The 23,338-nt window shown below is 37.0% G+C and carries 26 protein-coding genes and 2 pseudogenes; 16 read left to right on the top strand and 12 right to left on the bottom strand.

Annotated features, from left to right (window positions below):
- Positions 1 to 99 precede the first annotated feature (99 nt).
- Both J2Z32_RS08805 and J2Z32_RS08810 read left to right on the top strand, forming a co-directional pair.
- Entirely contained in the window at positions 100 to 318 is a 219-nt protein-coding gene (locus tag J2Z32_RS08805) for a helix-turn-helix transcriptional regulator (RefSeq protein ID WP_210088794.1), read from the top strand.
- On the top strand, positions 305 to 724 hold the full coding sequence (locus tag J2Z32_RS08810) for a hypothetical protein (protein WP_210088795.1): 420 nt from the start codon (positions 305 to 307) through the stop codon (positions 722 to 724). The genes J2Z32_RS08805 and J2Z32_RS08810 overlap by 14 nt, the downstream gene beginning before the upstream one ends.
- Before the next feature lie 34 nt (positions 725 to 758).
- Here J2Z32_RS08810 and J2Z32_RS08815 read toward each other — a convergent pair whose 3' ends face one another.
- The gene (locus tag J2Z32_RS08815) at positions 759 to 1,310 is read right to left on the bottom strand and encodes a GNAT family N-acetyltransferase (RefSeq protein ID WP_210088796.1); all 552 of its coding nucleotides are present in this window, start codon (positions 1,308 to 1,310) and stop codon (positions 759 to 761) included.
- Positions 1,311 to 1,497: 187 nt separating this feature from the next.
- Here J2Z32_RS08815 and J2Z32_RS08820 point away from each other — a divergent pair, with 187 nt between their 5' ends.
- A complete protein-coding gene (locus tag J2Z32_RS08820) occupies positions 1,498 to 2,082 on the top strand; it encodes a GNAT family N-acetyltransferase (RefSeq protein WP_210088797.1) in 585 nt (194 codons plus the stop codon).
- A gap of 254 nt (positions 2,083 to 2,336) precedes the next feature.
- Here J2Z32_RS08820 and J2Z32_RS08825 read toward each other — a convergent pair whose 3' ends face one another.
- Positions 2,337 to 3,137: a phosphotransferase family protein gene (locus J2Z32_RS08825; protein WP_210088798.1), complete on the bottom strand. Its 801-nt coding sequence runs from the start codon at positions 3,135 to 3,137 to the stop codon at positions 2,337 to 2,339.
- A 65-nt stretch (positions 3,138 to 3,202) separates the two neighbouring features.
- Here J2Z32_RS08825 and J2Z32_RS08830 point away from each other — a divergent pair, with 65 nt between their 5' ends.
- From J2Z32_RS08830 to J2Z32_RS08845, 4 genes are all read left to right on the top strand, one after another.
- On the top strand, positions 3,203 to 3,868 hold the full coding sequence (locus tag J2Z32_RS08830; RefSeq protein ID WP_210088799.1) for a hypothetical protein: 666 nt from the start codon (positions 3,203 to 3,205) through the stop codon (positions 3,866 to 3,868).
- A 187-nt stretch (positions 3,869 to 4,055) separates the two neighbouring features.
- Positions 4,056 to 5,495: a 6-phospho-beta-glucosidase gene (locus J2Z32_RS08835; RefSeq protein WP_210088800.1), complete on the top strand. Its 1,440-nt coding sequence runs from the start codon at positions 4,056 to 4,058 to the stop codon at positions 5,493 to 5,495.
- Positions 5,496 to 5,700: 205 nt separating this feature from the next.
- Positions 5,701 to 6,531, top strand: a complete 831-nt coding sequence (gene licT, locus J2Z32_RS08840) for a BglG family transcription antiterminator LicT (RefSeq protein ID WP_210088801.1) — start codon at positions 5,701 to 5,703, stop codon at positions 6,529 to 6,531.
- Between the two features lie 269 nt (positions 6,532 to 6,800).
- Complete coding sequence (locus J2Z32_RS08845; RefSeq protein WP_210088802.1) at positions 6,801 to 8,717, top strand: beta-glucoside-specific PTS transporter subunit IIABC; 1,917 nt, start codon at positions 6,801 to 6,803, stop codon at positions 8,715 to 8,717.
- A gap of 193 nt (positions 8,718 to 8,910) precedes the next feature.
- Here the strand turns inward: J2Z32_RS08845 and J2Z32_RS08850 are convergent, their stop codons facing one another.
- From J2Z32_RS08850 to J2Z32_RS08885, 8 genes are all read right to left on the bottom strand, one after another.
- On the bottom strand, positions 8,911 to 10,725 hold the full coding sequence (locus J2Z32_RS08850) for an ABC transporter permease (RefSeq protein WP_210088803.1): 1,815 nt from the start codon (positions 10,723 to 10,725) through the stop codon (positions 8,911 to 8,913).
- A gap of 1 nt (position 10,726) precedes the next feature.
- Positions 10,727 to 11,431, bottom strand: coding sequence for an ABC transporter ATP-binding protein (locus J2Z32_RS08855; RefSeq protein ID WP_210088804.1), 705 nt, complete (start codon positions 11,429 to 11,431; stop codon positions 10,727 to 10,729).
- 487 nt (positions 11,432 to 11,918) lie between these two features.
- Positions 11,919 to 12,473: a cupin domain-containing protein gene (locus J2Z32_RS08860; protein WP_210088805.1), complete on the bottom strand. Its 555-nt coding sequence runs from the start codon at positions 12,471 to 12,473 to the stop codon at positions 11,919 to 11,921.
- Positions 12,474 to 12,542: 69 nt separating this feature from the next.
- Positions 12,543 to 13,241, bottom strand: coding sequence for a transglutaminase-like domain-containing protein (locus J2Z32_RS08865; RefSeq protein ID WP_210088806.1), 699 nt, complete (start codon positions 13,239 to 13,241; stop codon positions 12,543 to 12,545).
- Positions 13,242 to 13,270: 29 nt separating this feature from the next.
- Entirely contained in the window at positions 13,271 to 14,086 is an 816-nt protein-coding gene (locus J2Z32_RS08870) for a helix-turn-helix transcriptional regulator (protein WP_210088807.1), read from the bottom strand.
- Between the two features lie 10 nt (positions 14,087 to 14,096).
- On the bottom strand, positions 14,097 to 14,618 hold the full coding sequence (locus J2Z32_RS08875; RefSeq protein WP_210088808.1) for a hypothetical protein: 522 nt from the start codon (positions 14,616 to 14,618) through the stop codon (positions 14,097 to 14,099).
- Positions 14,619 to 14,663: 45 nt separating this feature from the next.
- Positions 14,664 to 15,569, bottom strand: a complete 906-nt coding sequence (locus J2Z32_RS08880) for an aminoglycoside phosphotransferase family protein (RefSeq protein WP_210088809.1) — start codon at positions 15,567 to 15,569, stop codon at positions 14,664 to 14,666.
- Positions 15,570 to 15,733: 164 nt separating this feature from the next.
- Positions 15,734 to 16,312 (bottom strand): DUF4256 domain-containing protein, encoded by a 579-nt coding sequence (locus J2Z32_RS08885; protein ID WP_245251335.1) that lies wholly within the window; start codon positions 16,310 to 16,312, stop codon positions 15,734 to 15,736.
- 222 nt (positions 16,313 to 16,534) lie between these two features.
- Between J2Z32_RS08885 and J2Z32_RS08890 the strand changes: the two genes are divergently transcribed.
- The 4 genes from J2Z32_RS08890 to J2Z32_RS08905 are packed head-to-tail and all read left to right on the top strand — an operon-like array spanning position 16,535 to position 18,727.
- Positions 16,535 to 16,771 carry a helix-turn-helix transcriptional regulator gene (locus tag J2Z32_RS08890; protein WP_210088811.1) on the top strand — a complete coding sequence of 79 codons (237 nt, stop codon included), beginning with the start codon at positions 16,535 to 16,537 and terminating at the stop codon, positions 16,769 to 16,771.
- On the top strand, positions 16,764 to 17,093 hold the full coding sequence (locus J2Z32_RS08895; protein ID WP_210088939.1) for a 6-aminohexanoate hydrolase: 330 nt from the start codon (positions 16,764 to 16,766) through the stop codon (positions 17,091 to 17,093). Before J2Z32_RS08890 ends, J2Z32_RS08895 begins: the two co-directional genes overlap by 8 nt.
- A gap of 56 nt (positions 17,094 to 17,149) precedes the next feature.
- Positions 17,150 to 17,920, top strand: a complete 771-nt coding sequence (locus tag J2Z32_RS08900) for a prolipoprotein diacylglyceryl transferase (RefSeq protein WP_210088812.1) — start codon at positions 17,150 to 17,152, stop codon at positions 17,918 to 17,920.
- Positions 17,921 to 17,959: 39 nt separating this feature from the next.
- Entirely contained in the window at positions 17,960 to 18,727 is a 768-nt protein-coding gene (locus J2Z32_RS08905; RefSeq protein ID WP_210088813.1) for a class I SAM-dependent methyltransferase, read from the top strand.
- Positions 18,728 to 18,812: 85 nt separating this feature from the next.
- On the opposite strand, the gene J2Z32_RS08910 is transcribed toward J2Z32_RS08905, so the two are convergent.
- Positions 18,813 to 19,172 (bottom strand): cupin domain-containing protein, encoded by a 360-nt coding sequence (locus J2Z32_RS08910; RefSeq protein WP_210088814.1) that lies wholly within the window; start codon positions 19,170 to 19,172, stop codon positions 18,813 to 18,815.
- Between the two features lie 242 nt (positions 19,173 to 19,414).
- Between J2Z32_RS08910 and J2Z32_RS08915 the strand changes: the two genes are divergently transcribed.
- Positions 19,415 to 19,915 carry a hypothetical protein gene (locus tag J2Z32_RS08915; protein ID WP_210088815.1) on the top strand — a complete coding sequence of 167 codons (501 nt, stop codon included), beginning with the start codon at positions 19,415 to 19,417 and terminating at the stop codon, positions 19,913 to 19,915.
- Between the two features lie 136 nt (positions 19,916 to 20,051).
- Here J2Z32_RS08915 and J2Z32_RS08920 read toward each other — a convergent pair whose 3' ends face one another.
- Positions 20,052 to 20,693: an FMN-dependent NADH-azoreductase gene (locus J2Z32_RS08920; protein WP_210088816.1), complete on the bottom strand. Its 642-nt coding sequence runs from the start codon at positions 20,691 to 20,693 to the stop codon at positions 20,052 to 20,054.
- Positions 20,694 to 20,932: 239 nt separating this feature from the next.
- Between J2Z32_RS08920 and J2Z32_RS08925 the strand changes: the two are divergent.
- The 4 genes and pseudogenes from J2Z32_RS08925 to J2Z32_RS08935 form a co-directional block, all read left to right on the top strand.
- Positions 20,933 to 21,337: pseudogene (locus J2Z32_RS08925) on the top strand (RrF2 family transcriptional regulator); the annotation flags it as partial.
- Positions 21,314 to 21,469, top strand: a pseudogene (locus tag J2Z32_RS22705) (Rrf2 family transcriptional regulator); the annotation flags it as partial. The pseudogenes J2Z32_RS08925 and J2Z32_RS22705, both read left to right, overlap by 24 nt.
- A 107-nt stretch (positions 21,470 to 21,576) precedes the next feature.
- Positions 21,577 to 22,251: a response regulator transcription factor gene (locus J2Z32_RS08930; RefSeq protein ID WP_210088818.1), complete on the top strand. Its 675-nt coding sequence runs from the start codon at positions 21,577 to 21,579 to the stop codon at positions 22,249 to 22,251.
- A 3-nt stretch (positions 22,252 to 22,254) separates the two neighbouring features.
- Entirely contained in the window at positions 22,255 to 23,244 is a 990-nt protein-coding gene (locus J2Z32_RS08935; protein ID WP_210088819.1) for a sensor histidine kinase, read from the top strand.
- Positions 23,245 to 23,338 lie beyond the last annotated feature (94 nt).

Raw genomic sequence — 23,338 nt, forward strand, 5'->3', positions numbered from 1 at the left:
TTAACCCAAATTTCAAGTATATAATCACACACTTAATGTAATATATATATTGCACAATGCAATATATATGTTACAATTATGATGAAAGGAGAGAAGGACTTGGAAAATAAGGTGAAGCTTTCTCGAGTTGGAGTGAACTTATCTCAACAACAGTTAGCTGAAAAGATTGGTGTAACACGTCAAACGATTAGCTTAATTGAAAAAGGAAAATATAACCCCACCCTAAGGTTATGCCTTGATATTTGTTATGCCGTGAATAAAACACTAGATGAGGTGTTTTGGGTGGAGAAGGAGAGTCATGAACATGAAAAAAATTAAAGATGAACGTTTACAGCTACAAAGCCTAAAAAATATTCGTATTATATTCATCGTGCAAAATTTGGGGATCATTGGTATTTTAGCTTATGATTATTTTAGTAAAGGTATGGAGGAAATGCGTAATAATCCACTGTGGTTCTTGTTTACAATATCGATGATTATTTTAGCATATTTATCCATGAGTATTAGCTCTGACTATGAGCGTCAGTCTAAAAACCCTAAAAAAAGCTTAGTCATTTCATTGGTGACTTCAGGGTTAATTTGCATATTAATAGGGTATTTAGTGACACGAAGTGAAGCAGGTGATATAGCTCAAGGGATTATAATGGGGGGGAGCCTATTTATCTGCATACTCATTCCGGTAATATACATGTATAACTTACGCACGAAACAACATGAAGACTAACTACCTGAGTAGAAGCCTAGGGTGCCACTATCCGTCACACTTTATCATTTAATAAAACCATATGATAGTGGTCTTCCCATTTCCCATTAATTTTTAAATAGTCACGAGATAACCCTTCATTTACAAACCCTAGTTTTTCTAATACAGCTGCGGAGCGCACGTTTCGTGGTAAAATACTGGCTTCAATTCGATGAAGCTTGTATTCATCAAAAATAATTTCAATTCCCTTACGAAGTGCTTCCGTCATATAGCCTCGATTAATTTCATGCTCATCCAAGTTATAACCAAGATAACAGGACAAAAAGGCACCGCGGATGATGTTATTAAATGAAAATGCACCAATGACCTTGCTATCATCTTCCTTTTTAACAATCCACATTTTTAAAGAGGTCCCATCTACGATGTTATTGAACTCTTTGTCTAGCTCCTGTTCACGAAACTGTGTTGTATAAAACACTGATTCTCTTACAGGTTCCCATTCTGCTAAAAATGATTTATTTCTTAAATAATAATCGGTGACAATTTGTGCGTGAGATTTGTCTAATATTTTTAACAACAATCTCTCTGTTTCATATACTCTTTGCATAATGTGATCACGTCACTTTCTTTTTAATTGACACAAAAGGTTCATTTTACGCTATTAATGAGTATTAAGTATTTTATCAATAAGATACATTATTTTTCAAGGTTAAATATATTTTTTAAAAAACTTTATTGTAATACTAGTAATACAGGTATATAATTAGCGGAAATATTTTCTAGGAGCTGAAGAAATGAGTGAATCTAATTTTGAACCTATTTTATTAGATTTCCCAGAAAGCTTTGAAAGTGAACGTTTAATTATACGTGCCTTGCAGTGGGGGGATGGAAAGCTCATTAGAGAGGCCATCCATGAAAGTTATGATGCCTTAGAGCCGTGGATGCCATGGCTAAAAAAGGGAACCACCGTAGAGGAGCATGAGCTTACTTCACGAAAAGCAAGAATTAATTATTTAGAGCGTAAAGACCTAAGACTGGTATTAATTCATAAAGAAACTGGAGAACTGATTGGTTGTAGCGGTCTTCATCGCCTGAATTGGGAGGTGCGACAATTTGAAATCGGATATTGGCTCCGCACCTGCTATGAGAAGCAAGGTTATGTTACCGAAGCAGTTCATGCCATCACTGAGTTTGCAATCAAGCATCTTGACGCAAACCGCCTTGAGATTCGTTGTGATTCACGTAATGAAAAAAGTGCAAATGTGGCTAGAAGATGTGGCTTTACATTAGAAGGTATTTTGCGCAATGATTCTAAGGATGTTAAAGGGGAACTTGCAAGTACCATGCTATTTGCCAAGGTTCGTGGATATGAGTTTTAGGTAAGCAGAGGGGGAATTCAAAGCTCCCCCGAAATCCCCCTTGTTAATATAGATGACTACTTCACCAGTTTCCAGTAAATGAATTCATCATCTCTAGTAACCTCTTTTAAACCGGCCTTTTCTAATATTACAGCCGAAGGCTTTTTCCACTTAATAATGATTTTGTGATCTCCAATGTTAATGGAATTAATGTTAATCTGTTTGTGTTCAAATTGTTTAAATGCAAACTAGGTCGTATCTGTTGAGGCTCTGAGTTAGAAAAATTCGTATAATCCATCCGCAAAATAAACATATTGCTCCTCTGTAATAATTTTTTCACCATAACCATCAAAGAAGGCTTGATAATCGCTTGCAGCTTGAAAAAGATTAGGTTTAGGTCTAGTCGCTAAAGCAACGTCATAACGAGGATCACCATAGGCACCGCCACCCCAATCAATAATGCCGACGATTTTTCCTTGTGCCACTAAGAAATTATCGATGGTACAGTCTCCATGAATCAGACTTTGTGGGTGTAAAGAAGGTTGATTTAACTTTAAATGTTCTAATAACTCTGGATTGCCTTCGGTCGCTTCAAAGTTCAAATTATATTCAGCTTGTTGTAGCATCTTTTCAAGCCATGGTGTCTGACGCTTCAATTCTGGAGGACAAGATGTATTATGTATTCGGCGCAGCTCCTCTCCAAAGCTTGACAATATTTCATTTCTTATGGAAGAATCTTTTTCATCTGTAAGTACTTCACGAATCGTTTCTCCTTGTAAAAATTCCATACAAAGCCATGACTGTGTTCCATAAGCAGAATTCGCTTGCTCTAAAAATTGATAAACGCCAGGAGCAGGAAGCTCAGTATGTGCTAAAATTTGTAGGACTGTCATTTCTTTTTTTAACCATTCACTATATTGCTGTCCAGTTGCTCTTTTAAGCACAACTACTCCTTTGTCACATTGAACAATCCCTACATTTGATGTAGATCCTTGTCTTGGGAAGGTAATATTGTGGATGGTCCCAAGTTCCTTTTTAATTGATTGTGGAATTTCATTTAGTTGAAAGGGGTCCAAGATACTGTTCTCCTTATCTTTATTTTTAATTTATTATACCAATACTTGTAAGGGAGCATGTCATGATGCTTAATGATGTAAAAGTGTTATCCAAACCGCAAATTAGATATGAGCTACCGTTATCAAAAGTCGTTCAAGCAATAAAACACAACAATAAAATTGAAAATTCATGGAATGTTGTTCAGCGATTTCTTACTTATTGTACGACAGCAAATGTGGATCATCCAAAGTGGATCAGGCTAACAATTAATGGGCGTGAGGATCGTGAGGTTAATGAGCTAATCCAAGCGGCAACCGAAGCTTTTGGTACATGTGAACAACGCTTTGATGGCTCTTATGATTTAAGTCGCTGGCAATTACCCCAATCGAAATTAAATCAAGTCATCCATTTTATGATCAAGCATGAACCTTATCCACAGGCGGTTAGACCGTATATACAGCTTAGAATACACTATGAGTTTTATTTTATAGAACCTACATTACAAAGTAAATTAGTGGAGCAACAGGATACCTCGTGTCTTAGTATAATTTTACAGAGAAATAGCAGCGTAATGCCTGAATTTTGGTTTCCTTTTGCTCAAGTAGAGGATTTAAAGAGCTATTTACTTAAAATAGGTCCGTATTTACCCTTTAAGAAGCTAGATACGAAAGCTTTTCGCCTCGTTTCACCTAACAAGAAAAATACCGGAAACGTAAGTAGGAAGCTGAATCTAGATGATTTTCAGCTTTAAACCAAGTTGACAGTATTCAAATTTGTTGCTAAAGTTTTTAGTAACGTAATATAAAGTATTTCTGGGAATGTTACCATTTGGGCATAACCTGAGTACGCCACTGTACAATTTTTGTGCGGGCGGTGTGTTCAGGTTTTTTATTTACACTTTTTACTATATCTAATATCTAACCGAGAGGAGTATTACAATGACAAAATCTCAATTTCCAAACGATTTTCTGTGGGGCGGAGCGCTAGCAGCGAACCAATGTGAAGGGGCTTATTTAGCAGGAGGTAAAGGGCTAAGCTCTGTAGATTTACTACCAACAGGCGATAAGCGAAGAAATATTATGAAAGGCGATGTGCCTGCGTTTACACCACTTGAAGGGGAATTTTATCCTTCCCATGAAGCGATTGACTTTTACAACCGTTACAAGGAGGACATCGCTTTATTTGCAGAAATGGGTTTTAAGGCACTTCGTGTTTCCATTGCTTGGGCACGGATTTTCCCAACAGGTGAAGAAGTTTTGCCAAATGAGGAAGGTTTGCAGTTTTATGATGATTTATTCGACGAATTATTGAAGCATAATATTGAGCCAGTTGTAACGCTTGCCCACTTTGATGTACCTGTTGCGTTGATCGAGAAATACGGAAGCTGGAGAAACCGTAAAATGGTTGAGCTATTCGAAGTGTATGCTCAAACAGTGTTAAAACGTTACAAAGATAAAGTGAAATATTGGATGACCTTTAACGAAATTAACATGTTGCTTCATTTACCGTTCCTTGGCGCAGGTCTTGTATTTAAGGAAGGCGATAATGTGAAGGAAATTCAATATCAGGCAGCACATCATCAGCTTGTTGCAAGCGCATTAGCAGTCAAAGCGTGCCATGAATTGATTCCTGACGCTATGATCGGTTGTATGTTAGCAGCGGGAAGCTTTTATCCGTATACGTGTAATCCTGATGATATTTTTCAAGGGATGGAGAAGGATCGTGAATCCTACTTCTTTATTGATGTACAGTCACGTGGGGAATACCCTGGTTATGCGAAGCGTTTCTTTAAAGATCACAATTTAAATATTGTAATGGAGTCGGGCGATGCGGAGCTCCTTAAAAACAATACTGTAGATTATATTGGCTTTAGCTACTATTCCAGTCGAACAACAAGCACAGATCCAGAAGTGCAAAAAAATATGACGAGTGGCAACGTCTTTGGCTCAATCGCTAATCCTTATTTGGCTAAATCAGAGTGGGGCTGGACCATTGATCCTAAAGGAATGAGAATTACAGCTAATCAGCTTCATGATCGTTATCAAAAGCCATTATTTGTGGTGGAAAATGGTTACGGTGCAAATGATGTTCCTGACGCTAACGGAGAAATCAATGATGATTATCGTATTGACTATTTGAAACGCCATATCGCTGAGATGGGTGAGGCGATTGAGGATGGAGTTAACATTATTGGCTATACTAGCTGGGGACCTATCGACATTGTGAGTGCCTCAACGGGTGAAATGAAAAAACGTTACGGATATATTTATGTAGACCGTGACAATGAAGGCAACGGTACCTTAAAACGCAGCAAGAAAAAGAGCTTTGCATGGTATCAAAGGGTAATTTCGACTAATGGTGTAGATTTAGAAGGGTAAGACTTAGCAAGAGACCAGAAAGTAAAGTTCTGAGTGATCAGAGCTTTCTTTCTCTTGTCTAACATATTCATAAACCCCGGATGGAGTGAAAGCGTTGACATATCGGAGGCTTACGGCTAAACTTAGATCACATTTTGTGTACATAGTTTTTGAAGAGGAAATGTAGCATAATTAAGATGTCATTTATTAGGTTGGGGGTGTTGTTATGAAAATAGCGAAGGTCATTAATAACAACGTAATTAGTGTATATCAAGAGGATAAAACCGAACTCGTTATTATGGGGCGAGGGATAGCCTTTAAGAAAAAACCAGGGGATAACGTAGATAAGACCCTAATTCAGAAGGTATTTGCGCTTAAAAATAGACAAACCTCTGATAATTTTAAAATGTTATTGCGTGAGGTTCCGATTGAGTTGGTTGAAATCGTAGAAGAGATCGTTAAGGATGCGAAGCAAAACTTAGGCAAGCAGCTTAATGAAATTATTTATGTTTCTTTAACGGATCATATTAACTTCGCTGTAGAACGGCATCATAAAGGGATTGTTATTAAAAATGCCCTTTTGTGGGAAATCAAGCAATTGTATAAAGAAGAGTTTAAGGTTGGACTCAAAATGTTAGCGCAAATTAATCAAAAGCTAAAGATTGATCTACCTGAGGATGAAGCCGCGTTTATTGCGATTCATATTATTAATGCTGAGATGAACGAAGAAGTTAATACGACGATGGACATTACCCGGTTTATGCAACGGATTATTAATATCGTCAAATATCATTTTGGTACGGAATTTGAGGAGGAATCGCTGAGCTATTTTCGGTTTATTACCCATTTAAAGTTTTTTGCCCAACGTGTTCTTAAGGGTACGCATTATGAGGATAACTATGATCACTTATATAACATGATAAAAGAGCAACATAGGGATGCCGCAGCATGTACTGAAAAAATTAAGGTTTTTGTTGAGTCAGAATATGATCATAAGCTGACCAATGAAGAAATGTTGTATCTAACCGTGCATATTGAGCGAGTAGTTAATCGTTAATTTAAGTGATAAAATAAACCTATAATTTATGTATTAAATTTGAAATAAGCTGTTGACAATGGAATGAAAGCGTTATACTATAAGCCTATATTAAAAATTAAGTATTTAATTAAATAACATCGTTTCTGGGATTGTTACTGGTGATGCAGGCAAAACCTGAGTCTTACAAAGTAGTGGACACATGGTCTACTATTTTATAAGGCTTGGGTTTTTATTTTGCCTTCATAATCTAAAAGTTTACTTTTATTCAAAAAAAAGGGGGTCTTCCTATGAGTTATGAAAAATTAGCTAAAGAGATTATTCAAGGTGTAGGGGGAGAAAAAAACGTTGTCTCACTTATTCATTGTGCTACACGTCTTCGGTTTACGCTAAAGGATAATAGCAAGGCAGACAAGGCAGCATTACAGAAAAATGATGGAGTTATTACCGTCAAGGAAAGCGGAGGACAATTGCAGGTTGTCATCGGAAATACAGTACCCGAAGTATACAATGCGATTGGTAATGTTTCAGGTATTTTAAATGAATCTAAATCCGCAAGTAAATCTAGCGGTGGTGGTCAAGGTGCTAAAAAAGGAATTGGTAGCGTTATTGATGTCATTTCTAGTATATTTGCACCTTTACTTGGGGTCATGGCAGGTGCTGGTATTCTGAAGGGGTTGCTGCTTATTGCTAGCAACTTTGAATGGCTACAAAAAACCGATACGACGTATATCATTTTATATGCAGCAGCAGATGCATTATTTTATTTCCTCCCAATGCTATTAGCGGTGACAACGGCTAGAAAATTTGGCGGAAATACGTTTACCGCACTAACGATGGCAGGCGCATTACTGTATCCAACGATTATCCAGCTTAAAACGGATGGTGTTGCAACACATTTCTTTGGTATTCCAGTCGTGATGATGAGCTATTCATCTACAGTCATCCCAATTATTTTGTCGGTTATTGTGATGAGTCAATTAGAAAAGGTTTGCAATCGTTTTATTCATGATAGTGTTAAAAACTTTTTAACCCCATTAATTTCATTGGTTATTATGTTACCAGTCACATTGATCGTATTTGGACCGTTTGGGGTCTATGTAGGTAACGCAATTGCAGATGGTTTATTATCAGCGTTTTCATTTAGTCCATTAATTGCAGGTGCAATTCTAGGTGCAAGCTGGCAAATCCTCGTTATTTTTGGGGTTCACTGGGGTCTTGTTCCTGTATTTATTAACAACATTGCGGTATTTGGTAAAGACGGAATTAAGCCAGCGGCTACCGCTTCTGTATTTGCGCAAACCGGTGCTGCATTTGGCGTTATGCTTCGTACTAAAAATAAAAAGCTTAAAACACTGGCAGGTTCAGCTACCGTGACCGCTTTATTCGGAATTACAGAACCAGCAGTGTACGGGGTGACATTGCCGCTTAAACGTCCATTTATTGCGGGAGTTATTGGTGGTGCAGTTGGGGGTGCAATTATTGGTCAAGCAGGTACACAAGCATTTGCTTCTGGTGCACCAGGCTTGCTCACATTGCCGATCTTTTACGGACCAGGTGGACAAGGTTTCCCAGGTTTGATTATAGGCATTACCGCTTCATTCCTAGTTTCCGCAATTTTAACTTATGTGATGGGCTTTAAAGATCCTGTTGACGAAACTGAAGATGGAAGCAAGCAGGTTGCAGGCTCCAATAATACAGATGTAAGTGATGCACTTAAAGGCAATGAAGTTGTCAAAGCTAGCCAAAAGGTATTAAGCCCATTAAGTGGAACGATTCACCTTTTATCTGATGTACCTGATCCAGCGTTTTCTTCTGAAGCAATGGGAAAAGGGATTGCGATTAAGCCTTCTGAAGGTCGTGTTGTTGCACCTTTTGATGGTAAAGTAACGGTTGCATTTAAGAAAAAACATGCATTGGCAGTTGTTTCGGATAGTGGTGCTGAAATGTTAATCCACGTCGGTATAGATACCGTGAAGCTGGATGGTCAATATTTTACTTCTCATGTCAAGGAAGGCGATGTGGTTACTGCTGGTCAATTGTTACTTGAGTTTGATGTGGAGCAGATTGCCGCAGCTGGATACGAAACGGTTACACCTGTCATCGTGACAAACAGTACCGATTATGAGGATGTATACGCGCTTCAAAAGGGAGACATTAAGATGCAAGATGAATTGCTGCAAATTGTAGGCAAAGATAATAATTAAGCGATAAAAATAAATCAGTCTTGACAACGACTAGAGGCTTGTAGCTACGAGACAGAGAGATTCTGGAGATTGTGTTTTAAAATCAAAATTCCATCAATAAATACTTCAATAAACGGAATTTGATTTTAACAACAATCGTAAGAACTCTCTGTCTCTTCGCTAGTTTGGGTTAGTTGTCAAGACTGATTTAAATTTACTCCAAACTTTTTAATGATTCGATCATGTTTATATTTTTAACTTTTTTTCGTAATACCAGACTAGATAATATCGTTAGCACATACGCAGCCGCAATTGCGATGGTAATAATGATCATATTTAAAGAATCTGGAATCTGTTGATGCGTGCTGGCAAGCGCATTTACAACGAGGGCATAAAATTTGCCGCCGATTGGGATCGCGATCATAATCGCAAATGTGGTTAAAATGATGTTTTCCCAAAAGATCAGCTTGTTTTCTTTTGGCGTCACAATTAAGGTGGCATTTTCTCTATTATTTTCTGTTTGCAACTCAATAGGCAAGTTGGAAAATGAATAACGACTTCCTATACCTGCAGGTAAGGAGAGCGAATCTGGATTTATTCCAGGCTTATAATCCACCTTTAAATCATACGTATATACTTCATTAATTTGATTAGCTATTTTAAGCATAGAGGCTTGAGTGCCTAAAGCAGTAATTAATAAAGTTGTACTAACAAGTACGCCAATTGAGCTTGCAACTGCCTTTTGCTTGTTGAGAAATATATTTCTAAGTATGAGCTTATTGCTATAAGAAAGGGATTTCCATAGTCTAGTTAATTTTTCTATTAACAGCTTTTTCATTTTTTTAGGTGGTTTTGGTCGCATCGCTTGGGCAGCACATTCTCTTAAAATAGATTTTCCGCTTAAATAAACAGAGATGATCCCAAATATACTGGCGATGATCATCGGTGGCACAACCGAAAACCATGAAAGGGCATAGGTGATGCCAGGCAGTGCATAGGATTTTGAACTTGAAGCAGTCACCATTGGAATAAATACAATACTAGAAAGCACACAACCTAAAATTGACCCAAACATACTTACAAGTAAAGGATAGCCCATATAATGAAACATAATTTTTGAATCCTTTATGCCTAAGGCTTTCATGACTCCAATCTGGTTACGCTGCGAATCTATCGTTCTAGACATCGTCAGAAATAATATAATAGCTGAAATGAGAAAGAGGACAAGGGGGATAACTTTGCTCATCATGCCATTGTTATAGATGGTCTGAGTAATTTGAGTGTAGCCAAAGGAACGTTGTTTACTTACTTGATCCACATACGAAAGTGTATTGGCTTTCGAGAATGCTTCGATGCGCTTACCCACCCCATCAATATCAAAGTCTTGTTTCACCTTGAGAAGTATTTCATTATGTGAAAGGGTATTAAAAGTATTCATAATAGTAGTTTCTGTTACATAACCAAAGCCTTCATTTTTATGATTCTGAGTCGCATTTTTCTTGACATATTCTACATTTTCGCCTAATCCACTTATCGTAAAATTCACTGTTTTCTCAGGGTATTTGACATTTTTATTTATCGTTAAGGAAAACTTATCGCCAACCTTAAATTGATGTTCCTTAGCATAGTGTGAGTCTAACAAGATTTCATTGCTAGTGGTGGGCAGCTTACCTTGGGTGACTGTGGGGGTATTAATCGTATTCTCCTGTGGTAAGGAATGAATGTGTAGTGAAGCTTTATCGTCTTGAAAAAGTTGTGTGGCTTCAAATGTTTTACGAGCCTCAATTTTGCTGATGCCCTCAAGTTTACTTAAGTTAGCTATGTCATCCATAGAAATATCGTTATATAAAACAGTAAGGTCACTTAAATTATGCGCCTGAAAGTAGTGTTGTACATAAGCACGTTGTTTACTGCTATAGGTACTTAATCCAGAGTAGAAAAAGGCACCAATAGCGATGACTAACATCAACGCAATAAACTGAAGGGGAGCTTGTTTAATTTCTCTTATGAGCTTTTTGAATAATTTCATATTACCACTCAATCCCTTCAATGCTTTGTTTGTTATCATTTAGAATGATGCTTTCGATTTTACCGCTTTTTACTTTAATAATTTTGTCTGCCATTGGGGCAATCGCTGTATTATGGGTAACTAATACGACGCATTTTTTCGTTTCACGATTCAAATCCTGTAATAGCTTTAAGACGGCTTTCCCTGTGACATAATCAAGTGCACCTGTTGGTTCATCACAAAGCAGTAACAACGGATTTTTAGCGACGGCTCTTGCGATCGCAACCCGTTGTTGCTCGCCCCCTGAGAGCTGGGAAGGAAAGTTATGCAGTCTGTTATCTAATCCAACCTGATTCAAAATTTGTTGTGGATCTAAATGATACTTGCATACTTCAGTAGCAAATTCTACATTTTCAAGTGCATTTAAATTCGGAATTAAATTGTAAAATTGAAATACAAATCCGATCTTTTCTGCACGATAGGTCGTTAATTTTTTTTCATTGAACTTCGTAATATTTTGAGACCCAACGATGACTTGACCAGAGGTTGCCGTATCCATCCCACCAAGAATATTTAATATCGTACTTTTCCCTGCACCACTTGCCCCTAATATAACGACAAACTCACCTTCTTGAATTGAAAAATCAATCCCATTTAATGCGTGAATCGTAACCTCACCAATGTTGTATTGCTTCGTTACATTTTTAAACTCAATTAGATTTTCCATCAAATTTAGCTCCTTATTTGGCTCAACATATTAATCAGTGCTTGACAATCTTTGGGGTGGGAGGCTACGTAGCAGAGAGTGGTTTCAACCGCTGTTAAAGTCCCACTTTTTTTATAACTTGTCTTAAAATGATAAAAATAGGACTTTAAAGGCGGACGCTATCGCTTTTCCACCATCTCTCTGCTCCTCCGCTTAGTTTGCGTATTGTCAAGCACTGATTTTAAGGTTGAGTCCCTTAATTTAAAATTTTTAAAAGTTTTATTATTCCATATCTCATTAGTTTCCATATTAAACCAAATGATGAAAATAACATCGTGCACCCGATGTAAGTTTGCTTCCGCCTTAGGGCGGATTTTCATCTAGGCCGATAGGAGCTAGCACCCATGGAAAATACAATCTATATAATGTGAAAAAGTAGGTGAAAACAGAACGAAAAACAAAAAAAGCATTGGAGAGAGGTTCTCCTATGCTTTGTGTTAAAAACCGTTTATTCTATTCCGTGGTTCATCGGCTTTGTTGCTTCTATAATACCAAAGGGATGTTTAGGTGGGGCATAAATGGAATATATTTTTAGTGGGCGATTCCCTGTATTGGTCACATTGTGCCACGTTCCAGCGGGAACCATAATAGCATAACCATCATAAGCCATCGCTTGAAAATCTAAATTTTCCTTACATTGCCCCATTTGAACAAAACCTTGACCTTCTTCAATCCTTAAAAACTGATCCGTTACAGGGTGAACCTCTAGGCCAATATCTCCACCAACTGGGATACTCATTAAGGTGACCTGAAGGTGTTCTCCTGTCCATAAAGCAGTTCGATAATTGTTATTTTGCTTTGTGGCTGCGTCAATATTAATTACAAGTGGTTTACCACCATAATCGTGTATATATCCCGTTCCCTGTACGGTCCCAGAACAAGGTGTCATCGGCTGACTACTCCAGTAATAGCAATGATGTTGCCAATCCTGACTCCATGTGAGGTTACAAGGATACTGAGCAGGGTGAAGCTTCTCTTGGCGGTTGCCAATATTGTTGTACATCTTAAACGCTCCTTTAGTATGATGATTTTTTATCCTATGCATTTGCCTACTAAAGGGATACAATCACCATTATCCTTGCCGAATAGCTCTAACATTTTTATTCATCAAATGGCGAACGATTTTACTAAATATTAGTTTTTTAATTGGGTTTAAATTTTGTTGATGTAAGGAGAAAAACTCATCTGAACTATCAAAGATGCCAAAATCCTGAACGATGCCTTCTTTTTGTACATACGTATCATTTTCATCCCAAAAAATAGCTGGGCTTTGAAAATTATCAGTTGCAACACCATAACCACAAAATGAACCCTTACATTGATTAAACTTTTGCTGAAGCTTTGTTAAATAAGGAATGTCTATGATGAAGCCTTCTATATTTAACCACTTTCCATCATATAACACTTCAATCCAGCTATGGATAATTTCCTGAGGGGATAGCTTGTAGTACCAACCAGTCATAGCACCTTTTTGTAGCTGCTTATCGATCGTAAACCCATGGATTCGGCAAGGGATATTTAGTGCTCGTAGCAATGCCATAAATAAAATACCTTTCGTATTACATTGGCCATAACCATCTGTCAGCACCTCTGAAGCAGAGATATAATCACTGCGATTATAGCCAAATTCGATCTCATCACGAACGTAATTATATACATGAAGAATTTGCTCCTTCACAGGTAGTGTAGCCCACTTACGACTATGAATTAAATTTTGAATTTTTGGGTGATTGTAGTTTAAAAGTTCTGTTTGTGCTAAATAATTTTGCATGATCGACACCTCCTGCCAACATTGTATCGTTAATGTAAGGAGGAAACTTGCAAAAATACGCTATCTTTCCGAATATCCTTTGCCGTCATGCCAAGTAATTTTTTACTTGCGTTAGCGAAATGGGAGGGGGTATCAAAGCCAGCTATCATTGAAGCATCTGTAATACTATGTCCGTTAAAAATGATATAGGATGCCTTTTGGAGCTTATGTAACAAAATATAGCCACTTAGCGAGATTCCAGTGTTTTCCTTAAATAGATGTGACAATCTGCTGTTGGATAAACCGATTTGTTTAGCATAATAACCGATGGAGTGATCAGAATCTGTACAATCCTTAATGGACTGGATAAGCTCTTGGATACGGGGATCAGTCACATCAGGTTGCGTATAATCTAAGTTAAACAAATTCATAAGCTGCTCCAAAAAGAGATGATAGCTTTCACTATTTTGGACTAGGGGGAGCTGGGTTTTAATAAATTGAGCGATGGCTTTAATATTAATGGGCCCGATATGATTTGACTGCTCAGAAGGAAATACCGTATAGGCATGTTCACCTAAAAATTGTTTAAAGGCATTTGCTATATTTGAAGTGCTGTCCATAAGAAGTAGCAGTAACGGTCGCCCTGATTCCTGCAAGCGATGGCTTACATTTGAATTAATAATGATGCCTTCTGTATTTAATAAGTGACCATCCACCTCAATCTCAAAGGGAGCTTCTATACCAATTGTCACTTGAATAAAAGAATGCTGATGGAAATCAGCATCAATCGTATCGGAGAGCACCAAAATATGATGCTCTGCGCCATATAAATTCATCAAGCAGCTTTTACCCCCTGTATCAATCATTTATTTCTTTTTATGTTCGTGAAATGCATTCTAATTGTTTTGCGATAAATTCGGGTAGAGGTTCCTTCATCAATTGATTAATAACATCTTTATTGGCAGGTTTACCCTTTAAGTATTCTAATAGTAAATCAGCTTTAGCTGTTCGCTCCATTAGCGCATAAGCAACGTACCATACTTCGGGAGCGCTAACCTGAACACCCTGCCAAATGGTTGCAGGTATGGTTGGAATATTACAAAGTTGCTGGTCATTATAGATTGCGAACTTTCCAAGAATTTCGACTTGTGGATCATCTCCGTGAATAGCTAGCTTATATTCCGTACCAAATGGATATTCCGCACCTGTAGTTTCTTTAATCGTAAAATGCTGTAATGCTTTTAGAATTTGTTCCTTGGGTGTGTCTGTCATAATATCCCAATCGTTCACTGTGTCTGTTAAGCCTAGGCTAAGTAGCATCCCACTTCCACCTAATGCATACATGATGTTGGATGACTCTAACTGAGCAGTGACAAGTAATAAATGATTCATATCCATAATAGAGTACCCCTTAAGTTTGAAATGAGACTTTTATGTGTTACTTTACCTTATTACCTTCTCATCATACCAGCTTGGAATTACGTTTTTAAAGTTATTATAATGCTTTAATGTTTTTTTACATCTAATGGTCATACCCTTAACTTCCTCTTGTCCAAATGGTTCTGCCCATTTAATGGAGTAAAGAGAGGAGTGTGCGGCATACACAGCAAGGGTTTCCCAGAATTCGTCAGGTACAGCATCATCAAAATAAGCATCGATTTGCCCTTGGCAATACGGAATACTTAGCTCATTTGCAAAGCTTTCAAGCTTATAAAATTCCTCATACGGATCACCAATTTCCCAACGTTCAAGATCGATAACACCAATTCCTCCTTCAGGTGTATAAATTAGATTACTAGGATGAAAATCGCCATGCTGATACACAGGAGGCTGTAACCACATTTTGTGTAAATTTTCATTCACATATTGAATGATAGCTTCATCATTTTCGATTCTCACATTTGAATCTATATAGCTTTGGAGCTGTTTTCTTTTTTTAGGGATCTTAGTTTCTGTTGGCATCTCATCCATAGGTAGGTCGAGATTATGTATTTTTTTTAGTATATGTCCTGCTTCCCGACCTAATTTGTATTGTGTAGCTACATCTAGCTGTGGTAATACATCTTCCAAATCTACGCCCTCAACCCATGTTAACAGCATATAGACCTGCTGATTGTTGTTACACCTACCAAAGTCAATCGGCTTAGACATTGTAAAACCTAATTTACTATATTTGGAAATGATCGCATACTCTTTTTCCTTATCACTATATTTGCTTATGTCTGAAATTCGCAATAGTTGTTTTTCGTTATTTTTCGTTTTAATGAAATATTTAGTGTCATTAGAATAACCTTTATTAATTTCTTCAATAGTAAGCCAAGTATCATAATTTGGAATGTCTTGTAACATAGCTTTACGCTCCTTTTTAAGAGATTTGGACTCGTTTTGTAATTATATTGGAGATAGATTATAACATGAATACGGGCCATAGTGGTAAAAATCCGGATAAAAAAGACGCTCCTATTCCCAAAAATAAGGGGAAAAAGCGTCTTGATTAGAGCATTGATTAATTTTTACACCCGTAATGCACCACGGAAGCCTCGAGCAGCATAATAGGATTCGGCTCCATTATGGTATACAAATACAGTGTCATAACGACGATCTCCAAAAATAGCGCCACCAAGGCTCCTAATTTCTTGAGGCGTTTCTATCCAGCTCGATGTTTTTAAATCAAATTGACCAAGCTGCTGTAACTCGCGATACTCAGCCTCCGTTAAAATTTCAATGCCCATCTCTGAAGCCATCCCTATTGCACTATTTTCTGGTTTATTATTTTTTCTGGAATCAAGCGCTTGTTGATCATAGCACACACTTCTTCGGCCCTTTGGACTTTCAGGAGAGCAATCGTAAAAAATATATTGATCTGTTGCTGTGTCATAGCCAACTACGTCTGGTTCGCCTCCTGTTTTCTCCATTTCATAAAGCGACCATAGCTTGTGCATGTTTTCTTCAAGTCTTTGTTGTAGACTTATCCATTCAATATGTTCATGTCGATTCTTATTTTCTTCAAACCGTTTTTTTAACAATTGTAGAAATTCCTCTTGTTGCTCTGGCTGGAGCTGTTTACTAGTATTGATATTATAATTCGTCAAATTTGTCACTCCTTTACTTAATAGCTTTCCAGAATAGGCAGTCATTAATACTTCATTAACATTAAATTTGATATTTAAATTTAACCATGAAGTAATAAAAAATGACAATAGAAGCATACTATATTTTTAATTTAGATAATTTTATTTATATATTGTATAAGTTTACTTTACTTTTGACAAAGTATAGTATACACTTTATTTGAGCAAAGGGAGGTGTTTGTTTTGAAAGAAGATTTTGGAGATTCCATTAATAATAAGGTTTATGAACATAGAGTTTTAAGGAGAATGTCCCAAAAGGAATTAGCCGATGCTGTTGGGGTTTCCAAACAAACCATTTTCGTAATGGAAAAGAACAATTACTCCCCATCACTTGTTTTAGCTTATAGAATTGCAGACTATTTTGGAGTGAATATTAATGAAATTTTTACTTACGTGAGGAAGGATGATCATCATGATTGATGTATTAAATCGTTGGATGTCAGAAAGCACACAGAACTTCAATATTATTGTTGGGCTAACAATGGCTTTATATGTAGGATCACTAACTGTGCTTTTGTATATTGTTAATAAATTTGGCAAACCGGACGAAAGAACCAATGCGATTTATCTTAAAATTATTTCCTGCATGTTCAGTACACAGCTCATTATGAGTACCGTTTTTATTACATTTGTTGATAGGGATATACAATATTTCCGTCAGTTCTATATTTTATTTCAAGCAGTTGTATTTTTAGTTGGTGCAATTTATGCATTTAGACTATATAAAAAAGATTTTAAATGATTTTATACCAGATTGTAGTGATGAATAAATGTTAACATAAAAGAGGAGGAGAAAATATGTATAATGAGTTACTCAAGATCGGGCCAGTAACGATTTATGGATATGGCTTAATGATCGCGGTAGGTGTTTTATTGGCTTATCGGCTTGTTGCTTCTCGGGCAGAAAACCGCCAATTCGAATTATCTCATGTTTATTCTTTGACTGCTTGGTGCCTTGTGGGTGGATTTATTGGTGCAAAACTATTGTATTGGATGACCCAAATTCCAAATATTATAAATGACCCGAAGATCCTTCTGAACTTTTCTGATGGGTTTGTCGTTTACGGTGGGATAATTAGCGGAATTGGTGTTGGTTTAGTGTATTGCAGGGTCAAAAAAATTAATTTTCTGAAGCACTTGGACCTATTTGTCCCCTCTGTTGCGTTAGCGCAAGGATTTGGAAGAATCGGTTGTTTGCTCGCAGGCTGCTGTTATGGCAAAGAAACACACGGTTGGTTTGCAATTACTTTTCACCACTCTGAGATCGCACCAAATGATGTCGCACTAGTACCTACACAAATTATGGAGAGCTTGTTTAACTTTGCCCTCTGTCTCATGTTGATTCTTCTAGCTAAAAGGGTCAATAAAGCTGGAGTCGTTGCCGCAACCTATTTGATCTTGTATAGTCTAGGAAGATTTGTCATTGAATTTTATAGAGGGGATATGATTCGAGGCCAAGTGGGATTGCTTTCAACCTCACAACTCATCTCACTCATGGTTGTTTTAGCAACTAGTCTAGTGCTATTCCTTTTCAGATACCAAAACCATTTGACAGGCAAAAATGTGTAAACTGATGAAGTCACCCAAAAATAAGGAGGAGTGATTAGCATGTCGTTTAGCAATTACGGTGAGCTATGTACAGAGGTATATGAGCTTACGAAAGAAATTGGACACTCATTGAGTGGAGATATTGAATTTTATCAAAATAAGCTGAAATCTTATAATGGAAAAGTGCTTGAGGGGATGGTGGGTTCTGGACGAGTTTTAATTCCCCTTTTAGAAGCCGGTATCAAGATTGATGGAGCTGATTATTCAGCCGAAATGTTAGCGGCGTGTCGTAAGCATTGTGCGGAGAGAGGATTAAGCACTAATTTATACGAATCTAACTTACAAGAGTTATCTTTACCCCAGCAATATGAAGCAATCATCATTCCGGGTGGTTCTTTTTTGTTAATTGAAGAGCGAAATCAATCTATTGAAGCTTTAAGAAAATTGTATGCACATTTACAACCAGGTGGAAAACTGATTTTAGATCTCTTTTTGCCTGAACCTGACTTTGATGTAAGTAAAGGTGGGGAGGTATCTACTTTTCATTTACCTGAGGGGGATCTCATTACAATGGAACGTAAGCTAGTAGAAGTTAATTTCTTAGAACAATATAAAGTTTATTATTTGAAGTATGAAAAATGGCGTAATGGAAATCTGCTTCAAACTGAGCTTCAGCGTTTTGCAATGCGTTGGTATGGTGTGAAGGAGTTCAAGCTGCTATTAGCGGACATTGGGTTTCAGGATATTCAAGTGTATGCTGATTATGATGAAAATAAAGCGCCAAGTGATGCACAGCAAATATTTGTGTATGAAGCAACAAAAAAGTAGCTATTAAAACCTACAATGAACAAAAAATCTGTCCAAAGCATACTGTTTTACAGTAATTTGGACAGACCTATATATAAATCAATGATTATATTTTTTCTAAAGCTTCGACGGTTCTTTCATTACTAACATTCCCCGTATTTAAAGTTGTTTTAGGCTCAAACAACAAGACATGTACCTCATTTTCAGCTACTGGCATATGTTCAATCCCTTTAGGGATAATGAAAAATTCACCTTCTTCTAATGTAATATCCTCGGTCCGTAGCTTTATCGTCAAAGTCCCCTTAATGACTAAAAACATTTCATCCTCATCATCATGCTTATGCCACACAAATTCACCTTGCAGCTTAACTACCTTGACATAACAATCGTTGATTTCACCAATAATTTTTGGACTCCAGTGCTCATTAAATTTGCTCAACTTTTCTTTAATGTTTACCTTTTGCATGTTTTGACCTCCTTGATTTAAAGTGATCTTTAATTATACAAACCTAAAAGGATACTATTATAGCATATTTAAAATATATAGGGAGAAGGGAGTCAGTCAATACAGAAAATAGAATGCTGTAATTCATGATCTGATCCCTGTAATACATGATAAAATATAAGTTAATATCACACAAAATTAGGGAAAAGAGGATGATTGTGTATAGAAAGCTTTCAAGTGTTTTTTCATGTGGCATGCTTCTGATGGTAATGTTATTAGGGTGTGCTATAAAGGATGGAAATGAACTTACTAAAGAAACGAAGCAAGTAAAAAATTATATAAATATATCCAGAATTCCTTCTGTTCAAGGACTTCAAGTTAAGGAAATCGCGGTTAAACTAGACGAAGGTATTGAGCACGAATCTACAGCTCATCAAGGTACGGTCATTATCACTTATACCAATAATAGAGGACAAGAAATAAAAGATGTAAAAACAGATCAAGCTGTCAACTACATTTATGGACCATACGATGGTGAGCAAATTATGAAAATTGAAATGTCCAATAAAAATGCAGAGCTTCAAGAAGGCCTTCAGCAAAAAACAATAAATGGGTTCCAACTTTATTATAAAAATATTAACAACCGATTAATTGCTTTCACCGAGCATAAAAATATTTCTTTTACTTTAGAAGGACGTGTAACGGAGGAATTTTCAGAGGAAAAGCAATTTGAATTATTTACAGAGGCAATTTCGAAGCTTTAATTATATAAAAGATTAAACTGCACACCAATGATAGGGACGATTACGCAAACTATCGCTTTGGGTGCAGTTTTTAGTATTTTTAGTATTACAAAATATAGAATCAGAATTGATTGCGTTCTCTGCTACTTTTTTTGCTTTACTTTAAAGCAAGTTGTGTAGCCAATTCCTGTGCCTCTTTGTAGCCTTTTTCTAATACTTCATTTCGATCCAATAAATCAGTACCTTGTACTCTAATTATCTCATAATCCTCGATACCAAAGAAGTTAAACATAGATTTAAGATATTTATGGCTATATTCAATCTCAGTATACCAATCGTTGTTGGTATAAATAGCACCACTCCCTTGAATAACAACCATACTTCTTCCGTCCTTTAATAGACCTACTGAGCCATTTTCCGTATATTTAAATGTTTCTTTTGCAATCATAATATTGTCCATATAATCCTTTAATTTGGATGGGACATTAAAGTTGTGGACTGGATAAACAATGATATATTTATTTGCACTTTTAAACTGCTTTAATATTTCATTCATACGATCCGTTACTTCCCGTTCCTGTGAAGTTAATGGTTCGCCTTTGCCTTGTTTTTTCCATGCACCTAAGACAGTTTTATCTAACATAGGGACTTCATTTTCATATAGATTTATTTGCTCAATTGACTCTTCATGGGAGTGCTTTTCCTTATATACTTTCAAAAAATAATTTAATACATTTAAACTTGCTGAGGTTTGTGAATCAAATTCTGGATGTGCATTAATAACAAGTAGTTTACTCATGGACAATTTCCCCCTAAATAATTTTGATAGAGCTATTACAAATTTTAAGTTGATCATTAATTGTGGACTTAATTAATCGTGGATTGAGTAAGTCCATAATATAATCACTTTCATTAAATGTCAATTGATTTCGTGTAGTCACTTATATAAATTGGCAAAGATAAATTTGGTGCTATACTATTTGAATAAACACTTTTTAATATGGAAGTAGGGGATTTTTCTAAATGCAATATAGTGTTATGGTTGAATATGCCTTGCATAGCCTTGTTTATTTAATAGATATTCCTGAAGAAGAAAGTATTGGGATTAAAGACCTTTCAGAATTTCAAGGCCTTTCAGAAACCTATCTTTCGAAGGTATTAGCGAAATTAGCTAAAGCAGGTATTGTCAGTTCTACTCCTGGGGTAAAGGGAGGGTACAGATTAGCTAAGGCTCCGGAAGAGGTTTCTTTTTGGGATGTAATCGAAGCAGTTGAAGGAGTAAAGCCGATTTTTCAATGTAAAAACATATTAAAGAGAAACATGATGTATGTAGATAAAGGACATAAATTAGATAAAGAAAACAAAATGGATCAAGAAGCTCAGGAGGAGTCTTCCTGTGCCTGCACTTCAGGCAATACCACTTGTCTGATTAACTTGACTATGCTGGAGGCAGAAGCTCACATGCGCGACTTCCTTCGTAAGAAAACACTCGCTTGGTTAAATAAGGAGCTCACTCACACCTTACCTGAACATGTGCAAAAGGGTACACGAGAATACTTTTTTAAGAAAAAATAATGATTGGTTTAAACTTTTTAACAATAGATTTCAACTAGAGAAGGGCACAATGTCCTTCTTTAATCATTTAGAAATAGGGTCAGTAAAATAAAGGATGGTCAAAGTAGATGACACACATATTTTTGGTTGAGGATGATAAGGCAATTGCTAAAAACCTGACGCTTTTGCTCCATTCAGAAGGATTTTCAGTTACTCATGCCGCTACGCGTAGAGAAGCCCTTGCCTTACTTGCCAGTAATAAATTTGATTTGGCACTTATAGATATTTCTTTGCCTGACGGAAATGGATTTACAGTCTGTACAGAAATCAAAGAAACGTTAAATATACCCGTTATTTTTCTGACCGCCTCTGGGGATGAGGCAAGTGTGGTGACTGGATTAAATCTCGGTGCTGATGATTATATTACTAAGCCTTTTCGTCCCCGTGAATTCATTGCACGAATTGGAAATGCCCTGCGGAAAAGTGGACGTTCTGCTTCACATTTTGATATTCATGGACTTCATGTCGATACAGCAAGCGGTGTGGTGAAAAAAAACGGGAATGAGGTTTTCCTTTCTGCATTAGAATATCGTTTGTTATTAGTGTTTATTAGCAACCCCAAAGTCATTATTACGCGGGGAAGATTACTAGATGAGCTGTGGGATGCGGCAGGCGAATTTGTGAATGACAATACCTTAACCGTCTACATCAAACGTTTGCGAGAGAAGATAGAGGTTGATCCAACTACCCCTGAGATCATTTTAACCGTTCGTGGGACGGGGTACAGATTAGGGGGTGACTAGAGAATGCTTCGCAATAAAGAAATTAGGCAGTTAATGATTGTATTTTCGCTGCTGTCGGTAGCTGCTGTCACGCTGGGGTTTACAATTAATGAGATGGCGGGAATTGTTATCGTTACTTTTTCCGTTGTCATTGGTGTGCTCTTTTTTAGCTTTACTAAAGCTCGATATCAAAGCATTGCAGACATTTCCAATCAAATTGATCTTTTGCTGCATAATGCTGACCACATATACATTGGAGATTCAGAAGAAGGGGAACTATCCATTTTACATAGTGAAATTACAAAAATGACGTTGCGTATTCGGGAGCAAAATGAAGCGTTAAAAAAAGAAAAGGAGCATCTTGCCGATTCCCTTGCCGATATTGCTCATCAGCTTCGAACGCCACTAACCTCTGCTAATCTCATTTTAACGTTATTAGGGAACAACCCTGACGAAGAAGAAAGAAAAGACTTTTTGCGAGAAGCGGAGGAATTGCTTGTACGCATGGACTGGCTTCTCACCTCCCTCTTAAAAATTTCCCGCTTGGATGCTGGCATTGTGTTGTTTCAAAGGGAAAAAATCGATGTTAAGGATTTAATCAGTGCATCGATTCGTCCGCTCTTGATCTCAATGGAGCTGCATAATGTTGATCTATATATTGATGTACCAAAAGGAGTAGTCATTCAAGGTGATTCAGGATGGCTATCAGAAGCGCTTCAAAATATCCTCAAAAATTGCATGGAAAGTACGGGAGATTGCGGAAGGATTGAGGTTACATGCACGGATAACCCTTTGTTTACTGAGATCATGATCCATGATAACGGTGAAGGTTTTGCAACAGAAGATTTACCTTATATATTTGATCGGTTTTATCGTGGTAAAAACCCCAATACCACTGGATATGGGATTGGCTTGGCGCTTTGCAGGATGATTGTAACCCGCCAAGGGGGAAGCATTACCGCGAAAAACCACCCACAAGGTGGGGCGATATTTACGATTCGTTTTCCGAAGTAGGAAAACGCTAAGTGACGAATCTCTCACCTGAAAGTCACTGAGCTGTAAGCTACAGGTTTTATGATATGAGTGAGTAGAGCAAGAGAAAGGAGAC

It is taken from the genome of Paenibacillus turicensis, from assembly GCF_017873435.1.
Taxonomy (GTDB): domain Bacteria; phylum Bacillota; class Bacilli; order Paenibacillales; family Paenibacillaceae; genus Fontibacillus; species Fontibacillus turicensis.